Origin of the sequence: Gordonia bronchialis DSM 43247, assembly GCF_000024785.1 — a bacterium.
GTDB classification, from domain to species: Bacteria; Actinomycetota; Actinomycetes; order Mycobacteriales; family Mycobacteriaceae; genus Gordonia; species Gordonia bronchialis.
Genome location: NC_013441.1, coordinates 2,627,748 through 2,647,932 on the forward strand (window position 1 = coordinate 2,627,748; position 20,185 = coordinate 2,647,932).

16 protein-coding genes are annotated in these 20,185 nt (G+C 68.2%); 13 read left to right on the forward strand and 3 right to left on the reverse strand.

All coding sequences use genetic code 11. The annotated features are described in order from the left end of the window. Positions 1-60 precede the first annotated feature (60 nt). Positions 61-2,592 (forward strand): FHA domain-containing protein, encoded by a 2,532-nt coding sequence (locus GBRO_RS12225; protein WP_041920466.1) that lies wholly within the window; start codon positions 61-63, stop codon positions 2,590-2,592. 22 nt (positions 2,593-2,614) lie between these two features. Here the strand turns inward: GBRO_RS12225 and glgP are convergent, their stop codons facing one another. Further along, positions 2,615-5,164 carry an alpha-glucan family phosphorylase gene (glgP, locus tag GBRO_RS12230; protein WP_012834256.1) on the reverse strand — a complete coding sequence of 850 codons (2,550 nt, stop codon included), beginning with the start codon at positions 5,162-5,164 and terminating at the stop codon, positions 2,615-2,617. A gap of 78 nt (positions 5,165-5,242) precedes the next feature. Here glgP and dop point away from each other — a divergent pair, with 78 nt between their 5' ends. The 11 genes from dop (at position 5,243) to GBRO_RS12285 (ending at position 17,546) form a co-directional block, all read left to right on the forward strand. After that, positions 5,243-6,742: a depupylase/deamidase Dop gene (gene dop, locus GBRO_RS12235; protein WP_012834257.1), complete on the forward strand. Its 1,500-nt coding sequence runs from the start codon at positions 5,243-5,245 to the stop codon at positions 6,740-6,742. 187 nt (positions 6,743-6,929) lie between these two features. Further along, positions 6,930-7,121: a ubiquitin-like protein Pup gene (locus GBRO_RS12240; RefSeq protein WP_012834258.1), complete on the forward strand. Its 192-nt coding sequence runs from the start codon at positions 6,930-6,932 to the stop codon at positions 7,119-7,121. Next, complete coding sequence (gene prcB, locus GBRO_RS12245) at positions 7,118-7,996, forward strand: proteasome subunit beta (RefSeq protein WP_012834259.1); 879 nt, start codon at positions 7,118-7,120, stop codon at positions 7,994-7,996. The genes GBRO_RS12240 and prcB overlap by 4 nt, the downstream gene beginning before the upstream one ends. Beyond that, positions 7,993-8,781 carry a proteasome subunit alpha gene (gene prcA / locus GBRO_RS12250; RefSeq protein ID WP_012834260.1) on the forward strand — a complete coding sequence of 263 codons (789 nt, stop codon included), beginning with the start codon at positions 7,993-7,995 and terminating at the stop codon, positions 8,779-8,781. The genes prcB and prcA overlap by 4 nt, the downstream gene beginning before the upstream one ends. A 45-nt stretch (positions 8,782-8,826) precedes the next feature. Next, complete coding sequence (pafA, locus tag GBRO_RS12255; protein ID WP_085950367.1) at positions 8,827-10,185, forward strand: Pup--protein ligase; 1,359 nt, start codon at positions 8,827-8,829, stop codon at positions 10,183-10,185. Between the two features lie 16 nt (positions 10,186-10,201). Next, complete coding sequence (locus GBRO_RS12260; protein ID WP_012834262.1) at positions 10,202-11,197, forward strand: helix-turn-helix transcriptional regulator; 996 nt, start codon at positions 10,202-10,204, stop codon at positions 11,195-11,197. Continuing rightward, on the forward strand, positions 11,194-12,174 hold the full coding sequence (locus GBRO_RS12265) for a helix-turn-helix transcriptional regulator (RefSeq protein WP_012834263.1): 981 nt from the start codon (positions 11,194-11,196) through the stop codon (positions 12,172-12,174). The genes GBRO_RS12260 and GBRO_RS12265 overlap by 4 nt, the downstream gene beginning before the upstream one ends. An 86-nt stretch (positions 12,175-12,260) precedes the next feature. Continuing rightward, on the forward strand, positions 12,261-12,530 hold the full coding sequence (tatA, locus tag GBRO_RS12270; protein WP_012834264.1) for a Sec-independent protein translocase subunit TatA: 270 nt from the start codon (positions 12,261-12,263) through the stop codon (positions 12,528-12,530). A gap of 51 nt (positions 12,531-12,581) precedes the next feature. Continuing rightward, the gene (tatC, locus tag GBRO_RS12275; protein WP_012834265.1) at positions 12,582-13,562 is read left to right on the forward strand and encodes a twin-arginine translocase subunit TatC; all 981 of its coding nucleotides are present in this window, start codon (positions 12,582-12,584) and stop codon (positions 13,560-13,562) included. Positions 13,563-13,586: 24 nt separating this feature from the next. After that, positions 13,587-16,385 carry a DEAD/DEAH box helicase gene (locus GBRO_RS12280; RefSeq protein ID WP_012834266.1) on the forward strand — a complete coding sequence of 933 codons (2,799 nt, stop codon included), beginning with the start codon at positions 13,587-13,589 and terminating at the stop codon, positions 16,383-16,385. A gap of 186 nt (positions 16,386-16,571) precedes the next feature. Next, on the forward strand, positions 16,572-17,546 hold the full coding sequence (locus GBRO_RS12285; RefSeq protein WP_012834267.1) for a DUF4333 domain-containing protein: 975 nt from the start codon (positions 16,572-16,574) through the stop codon (positions 17,544-17,546). 12 nt (positions 17,547-17,558) lie between these two features. Here the strand turns inward: GBRO_RS12285 and GBRO_RS12290 are convergent, their stop codons facing one another. Beyond that, positions 17,559-18,539 carry a 5'-3' exonuclease gene (locus GBRO_RS12290; RefSeq protein WP_041920467.1) on the reverse strand — a complete coding sequence of 327 codons (981 nt, stop codon included), beginning with the start codon at positions 18,537-18,539 and terminating at the stop codon, positions 17,559-17,561. A 65-nt stretch (positions 18,540-18,604) separates the two neighbouring features. Between GBRO_RS12290 and GBRO_RS12295 the strand changes: the two genes are divergently transcribed. After that, positions 18,605-19,729 (forward strand): M24 family metallopeptidase, encoded by a 1,125-nt coding sequence (locus GBRO_RS12295; protein WP_012834269.1) that lies wholly within the window; start codon positions 18,605-18,607, stop codon positions 19,727-19,729. A gap of 13 nt (positions 19,730-19,742) precedes the next feature. Here the strand turns inward: GBRO_RS12295 and GBRO_RS12300 are convergent, their stop codons facing one another. Continuing rightward, positions 19,743-20,165: a pyridoxamine 5'-phosphate oxidase family protein gene (locus GBRO_RS12300; RefSeq protein ID WP_012834270.1), complete on the reverse strand. Its 423-nt coding sequence runs from the start codon at positions 20,163-20,165 to the stop codon at positions 19,743-19,745. Positions 20,166-20,185 lie beyond the last annotated feature (20 nt).

The window sequence follows — 20,185 nt, forward strand, 5'->3', positions numbered from 1 at the left end:
CGTGTCGGTGTGGGGACCCCACCCAGGCACTAGAGTCAGTCGGTGATGAACAGCATGTCGATGACGCGGGGCCGGGTCACGGTCGACGGTGGTGTCGTGCATCCGCTCGGGGATCGTCAACGGATCACGTTGGGCCGCACGCCCGACAATGACATCGTGATCAATCACCCGATGGTGTCGCGGCATCATCTGGCGGTCGAGTGGCGCGGATCCGCCTGGTGCCTGGTGGACACCGGAAGCACCAACGGCTTCTATCTGAACGGTCGGCGCCTGCCCGAACTGACCCTGACCGGTCCCGTCGCGGTCCGAGTGGGCGACGCCGCGACGGGACCGGTGCTCGACTTCGCGGTCGAGCCGGCCGGTCCATCTCGCGGGCAGGTCTCGGCACCGACGTTGCCGCCACCGGTCGCCGGGCCGCCCCCGGCAGCTCGACCGGGGCCGCCGTCGGCCGGCTTCCGTCCGCCCGGAGCACCCGGTTCGGGCAGCATGCCGATGCGGGTACCCGCGCCGGGGAGCTACTCCCGCGAGAACGGCCTCGAGCCGATGCCGCAGGAACTACGCAACGCACCCCACCTGCAGTCACTGCAGCAGAACGTGTCGGCGGTCTACAAACTACCCGGAGCCGCCACGCCACCGCCGCGAGAATCCATCTCGCTCAAGGGTGTTCAGAGCATCGGCCGCACCCCCGACAACGACATCGTGGTCAGTGACGTCCTCGCCTCGCGTCACCACGCCCGGGTGAGCACCGCACAGTCGGGTCTGGTCATCGAAGACCTCGGCAGCGTCAACGGCACCTTCGTGAACGGTCGTCGGGTGGGACGCGCACCGCTGAGCGACGGCGATGTGGTGACCATCGGCAACAGCGACTTCGTCGTGTCCGGTGGCACGTTGATGCGCGGGCAGGGCCGAGAGGCCGTCGCCGGCGGCCTGCACGTGCACGGCGTCAGTCTGGTGGTCGACGGCGGCAAGCGTCTGCTCGCCGACGTCGAGTTCAGCGCGAGCCCGGGCACGCTGACCGCGGTCATCGGTCCGTCCGGTGCGGGCAAATCGACGGTCTCGAAGATCGTCGCCGGCCTCAACTCGCCGACGAGTGGGCAGGTCACCTTCGAAAGCCGCAGTGTCCACGCCGAATACGACGCTCTGCGCACCCGTATCGGGATGGTTCCGCAGAAGGACGTGCTGCATCACAAGCTGACACTGCGTCAGGCCCTGCGCTATGCCGCCGAACTGCGACTGCCGCCGGATCTCTCCAAGGCCGACCGCGACAACGTCATCAACGGTGTGCTGTCGGAGTTGCAACTCACCGAACACGTCGACACCCGGGTCGAGAAACTGTCCGGCGGACAGCAGAAGCGGGCGTCGGTGGCGATGGAACTGCTGACCGGACCGTCGTTGCTCATCCTGGACGAACCGACCTCCGGGCTCGACCCGGCGCTGGACCGTCAGGTCATGGCGACTCTGCGACGCCTCGCCGACGCCGGTCGTGTGGTCCTGGTGGTGACCCACTCGCTGACCTACCTGTCGATGTGCGATCAGGTGCTGCTGCTCGCGCCGGGCGGCAAGACGGCGTTCTGCGGTGCGCCCGCCGGGGTGAAAGCCGCGATGGGCACCGACGACTGGGCCGAGATCTTCTCCTTCGTCGCCGATCAGCCCGACACCGCGCACATGCGTTTCCTCGATCGCAACCGGCGACGACACCGGCCGCCGCCACCGCTGCGGCCACCCGGGCCGCCGATCCCGGTGCCGCACACCAGCTTCTTGCGGCAATCGAGCACCGTTGCCCGCCGGCAGGTCCGTCTCATCTTCGCCGACGTCGGGTATCTGGCGTTCCTGATCCTGCTGCCGGTGGTGCTCGGAGCGCTGACCCTGGTCATTCCGGGTGAGAACGGATTCGGCTTCGCGGTGACACCCGAGGGGCCCGGCAAACCACCCAAGGACGCCGGCGAAGCGGTGCAGGTTCTGGTGGTGCTCGTCGTCGGCGCCGCGTTCATGGGAGCCGCGTTGACGGTGCGCGATCTGGTCGGCGAGCGCGACATCTTCGAACGTGAACGCGCGGTGGGATTGCGTCCGGGCGGCTATCTCTGGGCCAAGATCCTCGTCTTCTTCACCGCGGCGGTCCTGCAGAGCGTCGTGATGGTGGCGATCGCGTTCGTCGGACGGGGTGTTCCCGAGGAGGGCGGGCCGCTGATCAGCCCGCCGGTCGATCTGGTGATCGCGATCGCGGTACTCGCATGCGTGTCGACGCTCGTCGGCCTCACCATCTCCTCGATGGTGAAGTCCAATGAACAGGTCATGCCGCCGCTGGTCATCGTGATCATGGTGCAACTGGTGTTCTGCGGCGGTCTGTTCGCTCTGGACAAGCCGGGGCTCGAACAGTTCTCCTGGATCTTCCCGTCGTTCTGGGGCTATGTGGCGGCCGCCGGATCGGTGGACCTGACCAAGATCAACTCGTTCGCCCCGCAGACCAAGGGCAACGGTCTGTGGGAGTCGAGCCTGGCGAACTACGCACTCGCGATCGGCGTGCTCATCGTGATCGGGTTGGTCCTGACCGCCCTCACCTACTCGAAACTGCGCCTGAAGAAGGCTCGCTGACGCGCTGGGCGGTCCTGGTGTGTCACACCTCCGGGTAGCGCACCAGACCGAGTTCGGCGTCGTCGGACAGGGCCGGATGGTTCGGCAGCACGCGGACGGTGTAGCCGAGGAGCCCCGAGGAGCGCGGTCCGATCGTCGCCGCGTACACCGTCCGGCCCGACGCATCGGTGCCGTCGGCAGGTGCCATCCGCGCCGATACCGGGTCGATGATGTCGCCGTCGTCGGTGACCCGTCCCAGGATCACCTCCACCTTCACCGCGTCGGGATCGAGGTCGCCCAGGGCGACGTGAGCGGTCACCAGCAGACCGTCGTCGGCCTTCTCGTCCTCGACCCCGGCGATCATGACCGACGACCACGCGGCCGCGATCAAGGCGCGATAGGACGCGAGATCACCGGCCTGCGCGTAGTCGTCGGCGCAGATGGCGTCGAAGGCCGCCGCGGCCGGGCAGTACAGCTCGACCGTGTAGTCGCGCACCATGCGTGAGGCGAGCACCTTCGGCCCGAGCCGGCTCAGGGTGTGGCGCACCATCTGAACCCAGCGCTGCGGCACACCGTCGGGGGTGCGCGTGTAGAACAACGGGATCACCGACTCCTCGAGTAGCGAGTAGAGCGCCTCGGCCTCGAGATCGTCGCGTCGATGCTCGTCGACGACCCCCTCGGCCGACGGGATCGCCCAGCCGTTCTCCCCGTCGGCCATCTCATCCCACCAGCCGTCCAGGATGGACAGGTTGAGTCCGCCGTTGAGCGCCGACTTCATCCCCGAGGTCCCGCAGGCCTCCATCGGCCGCACCGGATTGTTCAGCCACACATCGCATCCCGCGTAGATGTGTCGCGCCATCGAGATGTCGTAGTCGGGCAGGAAGACGATCTTGTGACGCAACTCGGGATCGTCGGTGAACCGCACCACCTGCTGGATGAGGGCCTTGCCGCCGTCGTCGGCAGGATGAGCCTTCCCGGCGATGACGAGCTGCACCGGCCGCTCGGCGTCGGTGAGGATGCGCCGCAACCGGTCCGGGTCGCGCAGCATCAGTGTGAGCCGCTTGTAGGTCGCGGCCCGGCGCGCGAAGCCGATGGTGAGCGCCTCGGGATCGAAGATCTCTGCCGTCCAGCCCAATTCGGCATCGATGAAGCCGCGGTCGCGTCCGCTGGCATGGGCGCGGCGGCGTACCTCGTCGACCAGACCGGCGCGCAACGTCTGCCGGGTGCGCCAGAGTTCGCCGTCGGGCAACTCGGCGTAGTGCGCCGGTGCGGAGTCCTCGTCCTCGCCGACCAGGTCGCGCCATGGGCGGGCCACCCAGGTGAATCCATGCACACCGTTGGTGATCGAGCCGATGGGCACCTCGTCGGCGTCGAAGCCGGGCCACAGGTCGGCGAACATCTGCCGGCTGACCTCGCCGTGCAGCCGGGACACCCCGTTGCTCCGTTGTCCGAGCCGAAAACCCATGTGCGCCATGTTGAACACCCCCGGGTCGGCTTCGTCGCCGAGTTCGAGGACCGTGCCGGCGTGCAGGCCGGGCAGCAGGCGCGACGAGCCGTCCGGCCCGGCATCGAGGTAGTAGCGCACCAGATCGGTGGGGAACCGGTCGATCCCGGCGGGAACCGGGGTGTGGGTGGTGAAGACGTTCGATGCGCGCACCACGGCCTCGGCGGTGTCGAAGTCGAGAGCGGCCGGGCCGTCGACGAGTTCGCGGATGCGCTCCACGCCCAGGAATCCCGCGTGCCCCTCGTTCATGTGGAACACGCTCGGCTCGGCCCGGCCGGTGATGCGGACGTAGTCGCGCAGTGCGCGGACCCCGCCGATGCCGAGCAGGATCTCCTGCTTGATGCGGTGATCCTGATCGCCGCCGTAGAGACGGTCGGTGACCGCACGCAGTTCCTCGTCATTGAGCGCGATGTCGGAATCGAGCAGCAGCAACGGGATGCGGCCGACGCTGGCCACCCACACCTGAGCGTGCAGCGTACGGTCGCCCGGCATGGCGATGCCGATGATCACCGGTCCGGAATCGTCGGTCAGCAGCGTCAGCGGCAGCGCACCGGGATCGTTCACCGGGTACCGCTCGATCTGCCACCCGTCGTGCGACAGGCTCTGCCGGAAGTAGCCCGACCGGTAGAACAGGCCGACGCCGATCAACGGCAGTCCGAGGTCGGAGGCGGCCTTGAGGTGATCACCGGCGAGGATGCCGAGTCCGCCGGAGTAGATGGGCAGCACCTCGGTGATGCCGAACTCCATCGAGAAGTACGCGATGCCTTGTGGCGCAACGGTTTCAGTGGACTCTGCATACCGCCCGAACCACTGCGGCGCGGCGAGGTAATCCTTCAGCTCGGCCGCCAGATCGCGCACCCGGGTGACGAACTCCTCGTCGGCGGCGAGTGCGTCCATCCGGTCCTGATCGACGTCGGCGAGGACGCGCAGCGGGTCGCCGGTGCTCGCCCAGCGCTCCGGATCGATCGCCGCGAACAGTTCCTGGGTGGGGACATGCCACACCCACCGGAGATTGTTCGCGAGAACTGCCAGATCGGTGAGCCGAGAGGGGAGTGGGACCCGAACGTTGAACCGGCGGAATGCTTTCACGGCGTAGACGCTACCCAGGTGGGCCCGCGTCTGCGAGGCGTCGACGATGAACATCGTGTGGACCACTAGGCTCGTGGCATGCAGCGAATCATCGGGACCGAGGTCGAGTACGGCATTTCCGCCCCGGGCGACCCGACCGCGAATCCGATCATGACCTCCACTCAGGCGGTTTTGGCCTATGCGGCCGCCGCCGGGGTGCCGCGCGCCAAACGCACCCGCTGGGACTACGAGGTGGAGTCACCGCTGCGCGACGCGCGCGGCTTCGACCTCGGGCGCGGCTCGGGTCCGGCGCCGATCATCGACGCCGACGAGATCGGCGCCGCCAACATGATCCTCACCAACGGTGCGCGGCTCTACGTCGATCACGCCCATCCCGAGTACTCCGCGCCCGAGGTCACCGATCCGCTCGACGCGGTGATCTGGGACAAGGCGGGGGAGCGGGTGATGGAGGCGGCCGCCCGGCACGTCGCGAGCGTGCCCGGCGCACCGCGCCTGCAGCTCTACAAGAACAACATCGACGGCAAGGGTGCCTCCTACGGCACCCACGAGAACTATCTGATGAACCGGGAGACACCGTTCACCGCCGTCATCGCCGGATTGACGACCTTCTTCGCGTCGCGCCAGGTGATCACCGGTTCCGGGCGGGTGGGCATCGGCCAGTCCGGCGACGAAGCCGGTTACCAACTGTCCCAGCGTGCCGATTACATCGAGGTCGAGGTGGGACTGGAGACCACCCTCAAACGCGGCATCATCAACACCCGCGACGAGCCGCACGCGGATCCCGAACGCTACCGCCGGCTGCACGTGATCATCGGCGACGCGAATCTCGCCGAGACCTCCACCTATCTCAAGGTCGGGACCACCGCACTGGTGCTCGACCTCATCGAGGCGGGGGTGGACTTCTCCGACATCGAGCTCGCCCGCCCGGTGCAGGCCGTCCACACCATCAGCCACGATCCGACACTCACCGCGACGGTCGCGCTCACCAACGGCCGCGAGGTCACCGCCCTGGCGTTGCAGCGCGAGTACCTCGACCGGTGCCGGCGGTTCCACGATCGTGAGCACTCCGACGACGAACGCGCCGCACATGTCCTCGCCACCTGGGCCAACGTCCTCGACCGGCTCGAACGCGACCCGATGGAATGTGCCGACATCCTCGACTGGCCGGCCAAGCTGAGAATCCTGGAGGGTTTCCGCCAGCGCGAGGGGCTGGGCTGGTCGGCACCCCGGCTGCAGCTGATCGACCTGCAGTACTCCGATGTGCGACTGGACAAGGGACTCTACAACCGCCTGGTGGCACGCGGTTCGATGAAGCGGCTCGTCGACGAGAACGACGTCCTCGCCGCGATCACCGAGCCGCCGCGCAACACGCGCGCCTACTTCCGCGGTGAGTGCCTGCGTCGCTTCGGCGCGGATGTCGCCGCGGCGAGCTGGGATTCGGTGATCTTCGATCTGGGCGGGGATTCGCTGGTGCGCATCCCGACGCTCGAACCGTTGCGGGGAAGCCAGGCGCACGTGGGTGCGTTGCTCGATTCGGTGGATTCGGCCGCTGAACTCGTCGACCAGCTGACCACCTGAGGGCCACCGGGATCACCGGTCCTGCCGATTACGCTCCTGCGAGAAGACGCGTACCGCCGCGTTCCGCCCCTCGCGTCGTGTCCACCGGTAATGTTGGGAGGACACGATTCCCGCGAACGGTTCGGCACTCACGCCGGAATCGGCACGGGCGGCCCGTGAGGGGCGATCGGTTTCAAGGAGGCAGCAGATGGCGCAGGAACAGACCAAGCGCGGCGGTGGCGACGACGACGGTGACCTCGGTCCCGAAGGCGGCGCCGGTCAGGAACGTCGCGAGAAGCTGTCCGAGGACACCGATGACCTGCTCGACGAGATCGACGATGTGCTCGAGGAGAACGCCGAGGACTTCGTGCGCGCCTACGTGCAGAAGGGCGGCCAGTGAGCGAGAGCCTCGGTTCGGTTCCAGGGTCCTTGCGGTCGGGTGTGATCTCTCCGGGTTTGTCGCTGGGTGCCGACATCTCGTCGTTCACCGAGTATCTGCGTGCCCACGCACCCGATCAGCTGCCGCAGGCGCGCGCTGAGGCCATGGGTCTGCACCGCGCCGCCGACGACATCCCGCACGGGACGACGATCGTCGCCGTCTCCTATCCGGGTGGGGTGATACTCGCCGGCGACCGGCGCGCCACCATGGGCAACCTCATCGCGACCCGCGACGTGAAGAAGGTGTACATCACCGACGAGTACTCGGCGGCCGGTATCGCCGGCACCGCCGGGATCGCCATCGAGATGGTGCGGTTGTTCGCCGTCGAACTCGAGCACTACGAAAAGCTCGAAGGTGTGCCACTGACCCTCGACGGCAAGGTGTCCCGCCTCGCGTCGATGGTGCGCGGCAACCTCGGCGCGGCACTGCAGGGCCTTGCCGCGGTTCCGTTGCTCGTCGGATACGACATCGACCACGACGACCCCACCGAGCGGGGCCGGATCTTCTCCTTCGACGTCGCCGGTGACCGCCACGAGGAGTTCGGTGGGTATCAGGCCATCGGCTCCGGTTCGGTGTTCGCGAAGTCGTCGCTGAAGAAGCTCTACCGCCACGACCTCGACGAGGCGTCGGCACTCGCGATCGCCGTCGAGGCGCTCTACGACGCGGCCGACGACGACTCGGCCACCGGTGGACCCGACATCGTCCGCAAGATCTTCCCGCTCGCCGCCGTCGTCGACGCCGGTGGCGCACGCGAGGTGGATGCCGAGTCCATTGAGGCGGCCGCCCGGGCGATCGTCGAACGTCGTGCCGCCGAGCACGAGGGGGGACCCCGATGACCTTCCCGTATTACGCCAGCGCCGAGCAGATCATGCGCGATCGTTCGGAACTCGCGCGCAAGGGCATCGCCCGCGGACGCAGCGTGGTCATCCTGACCTACGCCGATGGCGTGCTGTTCGTCGCCGAGAATCCGTCGAACACGCTGCGCAAGACCAGCGAGATCTACGACCGGATCGGCTTCGCCGCGGTCGGCAAGTACAACGAGTTCGAGAGTCTGCGCAAGGCGGGTATCCAACTCGCCGACATGCGCGGATACAGCTACGACCGGGCCGACGTATCCGGGTTGTCGCTGGCCAACACCTACGCCAACGCCCTCGGCGGTGTCTTCACCGAGCAGCCGAAACCCTTCGAGGTGGAACTGTGCGTCGCCGAGGTGGCCCGGTACGGCAAGCCGAAGCCCTCACAGCTGTACCGGATCAGCTACGACGGGTCGATCACCGACGAGACCCGTTTCCTGGTGATGGGCGGTGCGACCGAACCGATCGCTGCCGCGCTCAAGGAGAGCTATCAGCCGGATCTGGAACTCGGCGCTGCGGTGGCCGTGGCGGTTGGCGCGCTGGCCACCCCGGCCGATTCCGGCAACGGCACCGCGGCCTCACCGCGGGTGCTCACCGCCGGCGACCTCGAGGTCGCGATCCTCGACCGCAACCGTCCGCGGCGCGCCTTCCGGCGTCTGAGTGCCGCGGCGCTCGAAGAACTCCTCCCGACGACCGGCGAGAGCGACGCCGGGGACTCGGGCGCGGATGGTTCGCCGAGTGGCGACAGTCCGGACACGTCCGCGTGACGTGGCGCCGCGCCGGTGCCGTTCGGCACGGGTAGGGTTGAGCAGGTGCAGCGTCGAATCATGGGCATCGAAACCGAATTCGGTGTCACGTGTACCTTCCACGGTCATCGCAGGCTGAGTCCGGACGAGGTTGCCCGGTACCTCTTCCGGCGGGTGGTCTCCTGGGGCCGATCGTCGAATGTGTTCCTGCAGAACGGTGCCCGGCTCTACCTCGACGTCGGATCGCATCCGGAATACGCGACCGCCGAGTGTGACAGCCTGATCCAGCTGATCAATCACGACCGGGCCGGTGAGCTCGTTCTCGAGGATCTCCTCGTCGACGCCGAGCAGCGCCTGTCCGACGAGGGGATCGGCGGCGACATCTACCTGTTCAAGAACAACACCGACTCGGCGGGCAACTCCTACGGCTGTCACGAGAACTACCTCGTGGTCCGGGCCGGCGAGTTCTCCCGGATCTCCGATGTGCTGCTGCCGTTCCTGGTGACCCGCCAGCTGATCTGCGGCGCCGGCAAGGTCCTGCAGACCCCGAAGGCGGCGACGTTCTGCCTGTCGCAACGCGCCGAACACATCTGGGAGGGTGTGTCCTCGGCGACGACGCGATCGCGGCCGATCATCAACACCCGCGACGAACCGCACGCCGACGCCGAGAAGTACCGGCGCCTGCATGTCATCGTCGGCGACTCCAACATGTCGGAGATGACGACGCTGCTCAAGGTCGGCTCGGCCGCCCTGGTACTGGAGATGATCGAGGCCGGGGTGGTGTTCCGGGACTTCGCACTGGACAACCCCATTCGCGCGATCCGCGAGGCGAGCCACGATCCCACCGGCCGGCGCCCGGTCCGGCTGGCCGGCGGACGGCAGGCCAGTGCGCTCGACATCCAGCGGGAGTACCACGCCCGCGCCGTCGAGCACATGACCAACCGTCGGCCCGACCCCGAGATGGACATGGTGGTCGATCTGTGGGGCCGCATGCTCGACGCCGTCGAACGCGACGATTTCTCCAAGGTCGACACCGAGGTCGACTGGGTCATCAAGCGCAAGCTGTTCCAGCGCTATCAGGACAAGTACTCGATGGAACTGTCCGACCCGAAGATCGCACAGCTCGACCTCGCGTTCCACGACATCAAGCGGGGCCGCGGCGTCTTCGACGTGCTGTCCCGCAAGGGACTGGTGACCCGGGCGACCACCGACGAGGCGATCGCCACCGCGGTGAACGAGCCGCCGCAGACCACCCGCGCGAAGCTGCGCGGAGATTTCATCTCCGCCGCGCAGAAGGCCGGCCGCGACTTCACCGTCGACTGGGTGCATCTCAAGCTCAACGATCAGGCGCAGCGCACCGTGCTGTGCAAGGACCCGTTCCGCAGCGTCGACGAGCGCGTCGATCGCCTGATCGCCTCGATGTGAGTTCTATCCTGACCCGGTGGCAACTGCGAAAGTCGAGCGACTGCTCAATCTGGTGATCTGTCTGCTGCACACGCGGCAGTACGTCACCGCCGAGTACATCCGCGCCAATGTGGCCGGCTACTCCGACGACGGCCAGTCCCTCGAGGCGTTCAACCGCATGTTCGAGCGCGACAAGACCGAACTGCGTGACCTGGGCATCCCGCTGGTTACCGGCCGCTCACCGATGTCCGGGGGTGCCGAGGGTTACCGCATCGACCGCGGGAGTTACGAGCTCCCCGAGGTCAGCCTCGACGCGGACGAGGCGGCGACCATCGCGATGGCCGCCGCACTCTGGGACACCCCGGAGGTGTCCACCCTCTCGCAGACCGCGATCCTGAAACTTCGCGCCGCGGGATTTCCGGTCCGCAGCGAGGACGATCTCGGGATCTCCACGGGCGGGTCGGCCCGGTCGATGGGGTCGGAGGTCGTCATCGGTGCCCTGCTGACCGCGATCGACGCGGGGCAGGCCGTCGAGTTCACCCACCGGTCCGGTTCGGCATCGGCACCGACCACCCGCACACTCGAACCGTGGGGTGTCGTCACCCATCGCGGCCGCTGGTACGTGGTCGGTCACGACCGCGACCGCGACGCCACCCGCACGTTCCGGCTCTCGCGGATCTCGGATCTGCATGCGATCGGGGAGCCGGGTGCGGTCACGGTGCCGGCGGGCACCGATCTGCAGGGGATCGTCGCCGCGGCCGTGGACGCCGCCGCCGGATCCGACGGTCGTACCGCACGGATCTGGGTGGCCGCCGACCGTGCCGCCGGGCTGCGCAGGCTCGCGGTGTCCAGCGAGGCAGGCGACTTCGACGGCGAAGCCGGTGACGTCCTGACGATCGGTATCCGATCGCTGTCGACGCTGGCCCGGATGGTGCTCGGTGCCGGCCGCGACGCGGTGGTGCTCGAACCGCCGGAACTCCGCGACCAGGTCGTCGCGGCGCTCGACTGTCTCGTCGGGACGGGTGCGCGATGACCGCCCAGCCGTCGCGGCTGTCGCGGCTGCTCGCGATGGTCCCGTACTTCCAGGCCCATCGCGGTATCGCCATCGACCAGGCCGCACGCGATCTCGGGGTTACCTCGACGCAGCTCACCAAGGATCTCGAGCTGCTGTTCGTCTGCGGGCTGCCCGGCTACTACCCGGACGACCTGATCGAACTCGAGTTCAGCGAGGGTCACGTCCACGTCGGGTTCACCGCCGGAATGGACCGGCCGTTGCGGCTCACGAGCACCGAGGCCAGCACCCTGCTGGTGGCGCTGAGTGCGCTGGTGGACACTCCCGGCGTCGTCGATCGCGACGCCGCCCGCCGCGCCATCGCGAAGATCGAGCAGGCCGTCGGGTCCGGTGTGCGGGCGGTGTCATCCGACGATTCCGGCACCGGCGACACCGGGGATCCCACCACCTACGAGACCATCCGCGACGCCGTCAAGAAGTCCCGGGCCCTGGCCCTGCGTTACTACTCGGCGTCCCGCGACAGCATCACCGAGCGGGTCGTCGACCCGATCCGCCTGCAGGTGATGGACCAGCACACCTACCTCGAGGCGTGGTGCCGGCTCTCCGACGGGGTACGACTGTTCCGCTTCGACCGGGTCGAGGCGGCGACCGAACTCGACGAACCCAGTGCGCCGCCGGAGCAGGCGGCACAGCAGAACCAGTCGGTTGTCCTCGCCGACAACCCGGACCTGCCGGTCGCCGAGATCGAGATCGACCCCGATCACCTGTGGGTGCTCGACTACTACCTCATGGAACCCGAGCTCACCGAGCCCGGCGGGGACGTCGCCGCCCGCCCGGATCCGCAGGCACCGGTGCGTGGCCGGCTGGTGTACGGCTCCCCGGAGTGGCTCATCCGATTTCTGCTCGGTTTCGGTGGGGCGGTGCGGGTGGTGGGTGACGAGCAGTTCACCGACGACATCCGCGCGGCCGCCGCGTCGGCACGTGCGCGATACCGCTGACCGGTCCCCGGCGGACGTGTTCCCGATGGGGGCCACCGGGAACACTCGGGTAGCATGACAAGTGACCTGGATCGGGAGGTTCACACATGTTCAATGCAGTCCAGCCATGGCATCTCGTCGTCCTGGTGATCGTGCTTCTGGTGCTCTTCGGCTCCAAGAAGCTGCCCGACGCCGCCCGCGGTCTCGGCCGATCGCTGCGCATCTTCAAGAGCGAGATCAAGGAGATGCAGAAGGATGAGGAACCGGACACCACCGAGGCCGCCAAGGAAGCACAGCGGACCCTGCCCGCCGGTGCCGAGGATTCTGCGACCCGCAAGTCCACCGCTCCCAACGACGACGTGAAGAAGTCCGCGTAGCCGTTCCGGCCCGCGACGCCATCACGCCGAGCCCCCACGCCGAGCTCCAGAGTGCGCATACCCTTCGATCCCCGGTTCCGTAAACGCAAGCTCAATCCCGACGGCACCATGTCGTTGGTCGAGCATCTCTACGAACTGCGTACCCGCGTGGTCATCTCGTCCATCGCGGTCGTACTGACCACCATCCTCGGCTTCATTTGGTACTCCCACGGCTTCCTCGGGGTGTCCTCGCTGGGAGATCTGCTCCGGGAACCCTATTGCGATCTGCCACCGTCCTCGCGTGCATCGCTCACCCCCGACGACTCGTGCCGACTGCTGGCGACCGGTCCGTTCGATCAGTTCATGCTGCGTCTCAAGGTGGCGCTGACGGCCGGCATCGTGCTGGCGTGCCCCATCTGGCTCTATCAGTTGTGGCAGTTCATCACTCCGGGTCTGCACCGCAACGAACGCCGCTACGCCATCGCATTCGTCTCGGTGGGTGCGGTGCTGTTCGTCACCGGTGCCGTCCTCGCCTACCTGGTGGTGTCCAAGGCCTTCGAGTTCCTCCTCACCGTCGGCAACGACGTGCAGGTGACCGCGCTCGCCGGTGACCAGTACTTCGGCTTCATGCTGCATCTGCTGATCATCTTCGGCGTCAGCTTCGAGTTGCCGCTGATCATCGTGGCGCTCAACCTGATCGGCGTCTTGAGCTATCAGCGACTCAAGTCCTGGCGCCGGGGGCTGATCTTCGCCCTGTTCGTTTTCGCGGCCTTCGTGACACCGGGATCGGATCCGTTCACGATGTGCGCGCTGGCCCTCGCTCTGACCCTGCTGTTGGAGATCTCGATCCAGTTCGCCCGGTTCACCGACAAGCGGCGTGCCAAGCAGCGCCCGGAATGGCTGTCCGCATCCGACGACGAGGCCAGCCCGCTGCCCGGCGCCGAGCGGGAACCCGCCGGATCATCGATCGCACGACCCGCCCCGGTCGCCGATCCACGAACTGTCCCACGGACGTCGACCCGGGCCACCGAGACCTTCGACGATGTGCTCTGACCTGTGCTGGATGAAGGGAACCAGGTGAGCCGGCTCGACGAGTTCACCGCCCGCCTCGACTTCCGTCTCGACGACTTCCAGATCCGGGCGTGCACCGCGCTGGAGGCCGGTCACGGCGTGCTGGTGTGTGCACCGACCGGAGCGGGCAAGACCATCGTCGGCGAGTTCGCGGTACATCTCGCGCTGGCCGGCGGCACGAAATGCTTCTACACCACACCCATCAAGGCGCTGAGCAACCAGAAGTACGCCGACCTGGCCGCGGTACACGGACCCGAGTCCGTCGGCCTGTTGACCGGAGACTCGTCCATCAACCCCGACGCGCCGGTCGTGGTCATGACCACCGAGGTGGTCCGCAACATGATCTACGCGAATTCCCGTGCGCTGAACGGTCTCTCGCATGTGGTGATGGATGAGGTGCACTTCCTCGCCGACCGCTTCCGCGGTGCGGTGTGGGAGGAGGTGATCCTGCACCTCGAACCGTCGGTGCGGGTGGTCAGCTTGTCGGCGACGGTCAGCAATGCCGAGGAGTTCGGTGACTGGATCCAGACGGTGCGCGGCGACACGTCGGTCATCGTCGACGAGCACCGGCCGGTACCGCTATCCCAGCACATGCTGGTGGGTTCGCGCTTGTTCGATCTGTTCGCCCCGGGCGGACCGGATGACCGGCCCCGGGTGAATCCGGAACTGAAGAGCTTCATCCGCCATCGCATGCTGTTCGCCGACGAGGAGAGCCCGGCCCGTGATCGCAGCGGTGGCGATGGGCGGCACCGTGGTCAGCGGGGTGGCCGCGGGCGGGCACACAGTCCACGAACACGGCAACGCCGCGGCTCGGGGGCGTTGTCACGGCCCAACATGGTCGCCCGGCTCGACCGTGAGGGTCTGCTCCCGGCCATCGGATTCATCTTCTCCCGCGCCGGCTGCGACGGTGCGCTGGCCCAGTGCCTGCGCTCGGGTCTGTCGCTACTCGACCCGCCGGAAGCCGCCCTGGTCGACGAGGTGGTCGATCGGCATCTCAGCGAACTGTCGCCGTCGGATGCCGAGGTGCTCGGCGTCGACGAGTGGCGGGCCGGTCTGCGACGGGGTTTCGCCGCCCATCACGCCGGGCTGCTGCCGACCTTCCGGCATGCCGTCGAGGAGTTGTTCGTGCGGGGACTGGTGCGCATGGTCTTCGCCACCGAGACACTGGCACTCGGCATCAACATGCCAGCCCGGTCCGTGGTTCTCGAGCGTCTGGTCAAGTACAACGGCGAATCGCACGTGGATCTCACGCCGGGCGAGTTCACCCAGCTGACCGGGCGCGCCGGTCGACGGGGAATCGACGTCGAGGGGCACGCGGTGGTGGTGTGGACACCCGAGGTGGCCCCCGAGGAGGTGGCGGGTCTCGCCGGTGCACGGACCTTCCCGCTGCGCAGTTCGTTTGCGCCCGAGTACAACATGGCCGTCAACCTGATCGGCCGGCTCGGGATGGCCGGCTCCCGGGAACTCCTGAACCGCTCCTTCGCCCAGTTCCAGGCCGACCGTTCGGTGGTCGGCCAGGCTCGCAAGCTCGACGACGGCTATCGGGCCCTGCGCAAACTCGACGTCGAACTCGCGGGGGCTGCGGCCAACCGCGGGATCGAACCGGGGGAGCCGGGCGCGACCGACGATCCCACCGGGTTCCTCGGCTATATGACGCTGCGCGAGGACATCCGGCGCCGCGAACGTGAGCTCAAGTTCCGACGGCGGGTGAGCACGCACGATGCGATCGCCGCGGATCTGGCCACCCTCAAACGGGGCCATGTGATCGGGGTGCCCGGTGGCCGGCACCGGGGTCTGGCGGTGGTGCTCGAACCCGCGTCGCAGCCGGCGGACCCCAAGCCGCTCGTCCTGAGTGAGGACGCCTGGTGTGGCCGGGTGGGGATCCGTGACTTCGTCAATCCGCCCGACGTACTGGGCAACATGCGGCTCCCGAAGAATGCGGACCGGCGGACCGGCCGTGGTCGCCGCGACCTCGCCTCGGCCCTGCGGTCCACCGGGATCGAAGCACCTCGCGGGCGTCAGAAGCGACGGTCGGAGGCGGCCGACGACACCGAACTCGCGCAGATGCGCCGAGCCCTCAAAGCCCATCCCGCCCACCAGCTTCCGCCGGGCGACGATCTGTTCCGGCTGGCCGAGCGCCGCAACCGGCTGGTCCGTGACATCGGGAACGCCGAACGGGCGATCGACGCGCGCACCTCGACGCTCGGGGTCACCTTCGGTCACATCGTCGGCGTCCTCACCGAACTGGGCTACCTCGAGCACGCGGGCGACACGGTCACCGTCACCGACGCCGGCCGCCTGCTCGGCCGCATCTACAGCGAGAGCGATCTGGTGGTCACCGAATGTCTGCGCGCGGGTGTGTGGGAAGGGCTCGCGCCCCCGGAACTCGCCGCCGTCGTCGCGTCGCTGGTGTACGAGAGCCGCCGCGACAGCTACCGCGGTGTCGATGCGATGCCCGGGAACGCCGGGGTGCGGGCTGCGATGGCTGCCACCGCGGCGGTGTGGACCGAGGTGACCGAGGTGGAACGGCGCCATCAGGTGACGCCCACCCGGGAGCCGGACACCGGGTTCAGTGTGGCGGTGTCGTTGTGGGCGTCCGGGAGGTCACTGACCGAGGCCCTCGCCGCGGCCGGGGAGCGCGGACAGCTGCTCTCCCCGGGTGACTTCGTCCGGTGGAACCGGCAGGTCGTCGATCTGCTGGAACAGATCAGGCTGGGTGCCGGTCCCGATTCGCCGCTGGGATCGGTGGTGAGGTCGGCCGTCGGGTCCATCCGGCGCGGTGTGGTTGCCGCCGAACTGGGCTGAGGTCCACCGAACGTCCGACGGATCGTCGATTCGGCACCATCGACCTGACGTCGTTGCCTGATCGGGTGATGTCCCTGGGGTAACGTTCTTCACGGTCCGTTTCGCCGGGGTCTGGTGTACGGGTCGCGACGACGATTGTCATCCATGTGCGCGTCGAAGGACGCAAGGCGAGCGGGGAGATAACTCATGAGCCAGCCGAACAACCCACCGGCGGGCGGCAACAACGTGCCTGGCAACAATCAACCGCCCGGGGGTGGGGATGCGGGGTCCGGTGAGGGCAAGACCGAGGTCGTGAACGTTCGGGGAGGGCAGGGTTCGACACCGCAGCCGCAGCAGGCTCCTCCGACCACCGCGGCACCGACGCCGCCGCCCGGATATCCCTCGCAGCCCGGCCATCAATCCGGCCAGCCGGGGTACCCATCCCAGCCCGGCTACGGCGGACCGGCGACCCCGCCGCCCGGCCAGCAGCAGCCCAGTTCGCCACAACCCGGCCAGTACCCGCAAGGCGGGCAGCCCGGTCAGTTCAACCCGACGCAGGTCCACGGCCAGTTCGGTGCTCCCGGTGGACAGTTCGGTGCTCCGCCCGCGGGTGATCCGAATGCGACGCGTCAGGCGTCCGGATCGTACGGTCAGCAACCCGGACCGCCCTCCGGCCAGCAGTTCGGTTCAGGCCAGTTCGGTTCAGCCCAGCAGCAGTACGGACAGCCGGGGTATGGGACCACTCCCTTCGGCGAGCAGCAGCAGCCCTACGGGCAGTCCGGCCAGCCGGGTCAGCCAGGTCAGCCGGGTCAGTACGACCAGTTCGCGGCGATGGCGAACACCGGCTCGTCGGGCAAGGGCCTGCGTCGGGCGATGCTCGCCGGTGGCGTCGTTCTGTTCGTCGCCGCGATCGCGGTCGTGGTGACCGCTTTCTGGTTGCCCGGCTGGGCGCCCAAGAATTTGGATCAGTCGGCCGTCGAAGACGGGGTCAAGCAGGTGCTCACCACCGACTATCAGGCCCAGGACGTCAAGGACGTCTCCTGCCCGTCCGGTCAGCGGATCAAGCAGGGTGCGACGTTCACATGCACGCTCAACGCCGGCGGAGCCGATCAGCAGGTGACCGTCACCATCCTCGATGACGACGGCAAGTACGAGGTCTCCCGGCCGAGCCCCAAGGAGTGACGTTCCGGGCGTTCAGGACCCGCTGAACTCCCAGCCGAGCGCCTTGGCGAGGCGGGCCACCGATGTGCCGATCCCGAGTTCCTCGATGAGCCGGGCGAGTCCATCCGGATCGGCCGGTTGTGCCGGCAGGCGGTCGGTGCCCGCGGCGTCCTCGTCCGCGGTCCAGCTGTCGATGGTGTCGGCGTCGGTGCGCACCAGCACGACGGTGCGGGCGGCGTCCAGATAATCGGCGGAGGCGAGGATCGCCTTGCGCGCGCGGGTCGGCACCGACGATGACGGGTCGGCGGCCGCCGCCTCCAGGTTGTCGAGACTGCCGAACTCGGAGATCAGGGTCGCAGCGGTCTTCTCGCCGACCCCCGGGACGCCGGGCAACCCGTCGGATGGATCGCCGCGCAGCATCGACATCTCGGCGTAGGCCATCCCGGCGCGATCCGCCGGTACCCCGTAGCGGGCCGCCACTTCGTCGGGACCCATCATCTCCGCCTTGGCCAAGCCGCGACCGACGTAGAGGACCCGCACCGGCACCGGGTCGTCGGCGACCACCTGCAGCAGGTCGCGGTCGCCGCTGACCACCACCACCGGATCCTGTGCCTCCTCGTAGGCCAGCGTCCCGATCACGTCGTCTGCCTCGCAACCGACGGCCCCCGACCTCGCTATCCCCGCACACTCGAGGACCCGCATGATCATGTCCACCTGCGGCGTCAGGGTATCGGGAACCTCCTCGACATCGATCTCGGAATCGCCGGTCCCCGATGCCGCCGGGGTCGCCACCCGGTGTGCCTTGTAGGACGGGATCAGATCGGTTCGGAAGGACGGTCGCCAGTCCAGGTCCAGACAGACCACCAGCCGCGTCGGCCGCTCCCGGGTCACGAGATTGGCGATGGTGTCGAGGAAACCGCGTACGGCGTTGACCGGACGTCCATCCGGTGCGGTCATCTTCTCCGGCAGTGCGTAGAAGGAACGGAACCACAGGCTCGCACCGTCGAGGAGCATCAACGAATCGGTCACCCCCACACTGTGCCAAAGATACCGATCGACGTACGCGTAGGCTCGCACCCATGTCCACGACCGGAGAGACACGATTTCCGTCCGACGTCTACCGACGCCGCGTGCAGCGGGCCGCCGACCTGGCCTCCGAGAACGGATTCGACGCGCTTGTGGTGAGTCCGGGCCCCGATCTGCAATACCTGGTGGGCTCCCGTGCCAATACCTTCGAACGGTTGACCGCGCTGGTCATTCCGGCGGCCGGGTCGCCGCGAATCGTGGTGGCGCGCCTAGAGGTGCCGTCGCTGAGTGCCTCGGCGGTCGGCGACCTGGGTATCGAGGTCGCCGACTGGACCGACGGGCAGGACGCCCATGCGATCGCGCTCGCCGGGCTCGGCCGCCAACCTCGCATCGCCATCTCCGACGCCATGCCCGCGCTGCACGTGGTGCCCCTCGCGCAGCGCAGTGGCGCCACCCCGTCGCTGGCCACCCCGGTGCTGCGCGAGCTGCGAATGATCAAGGACGGCAACGAGATCGACGTCCTGCGGCGGGCCGGCGCGGCCATCGACAGGGTGCATGCCCGGATGGGTGAGTGGTTGCGGCCGGGGCGCACCGAACGGGATGTCGCCGCCGACATCGCCGACGCGATCCTCGCCGAGGGGCACTCGGGTGCCGAATTCGTCATCGTCGGCTCCGGACCCAACGGTGCCGACCCGCATCACGAACACTCCGATCGCGAGATCACCGCCGCTGACATCGTCGTCATCGACATCGGCGGGCCGATGGAACCCGGATACAACTCTGATTCCACCCGCACCTACTGCTTCACCGAACCGCCCGCGGAGATCGCCGAGACCTATGCGGCGTTGCAGGAGGCGCAGGCAGCGGCGGTGGCAGCCGTCCGGCCGGGGGTGCGGGCGGAATCGGTGGACGCGGCCGCCCGTGACGTCCTGGGTGAGCGTGGCCTCGCCGACCACTTCATCCACCGCACCGGGCACGGCATCGGCCTGTCGGTGCACGAGGAGCCCTACATCGTGGCGGGCAACACCATCGAACTACGGCCCGGGATGGCCTTCAGCGTCGAACCGGGCGTGTACTTCCCCGGACGGTGGGGTGCGCGGATCGAGGACATCGTCACCGTCACCGATGACGGTTGCGAGCCGCTCAACCTACGGCCGCACGAACTCACCGTGCTCTGAGCGACCCGACCGCTCAGCCGAGCAGCGTCTTCGATCCGAGAACCCGACGGACCTCGACCTCGATCACGACGCGTCGCGGATTCGGCTTCGGCTCGCGGTAGCGCGCCGCGTAGCGTCGTTCCGCCTCGGCCACGCGGGTGCGGTCGCGGCTCACGGTCGCGGTGCCCTCCAGCGTGATCCAGCGCGGCCCGTCGACGTGGGACAGCGCCGCGTAGCCGGCACGCTCCACATTGCGCACCTTCTGGCTTCCGTCGACGGTGATGACCCGGGCCAACCCGCTCGCCTCGTCGTAGGTGAAACCGACCGCGACGACGTGGGGCGTGCCGTCGGTGCGGACCGTGCTCATCGTGGCCAGGTGCCGCTCGGCGAGGAAGTCGAGTGCCTCCGGGGCGAGAGTCGGTGCGCTGATCGGGTTCCGGTGGCTCGGTGACGTCATGACCTCACCGTAATGGCCCG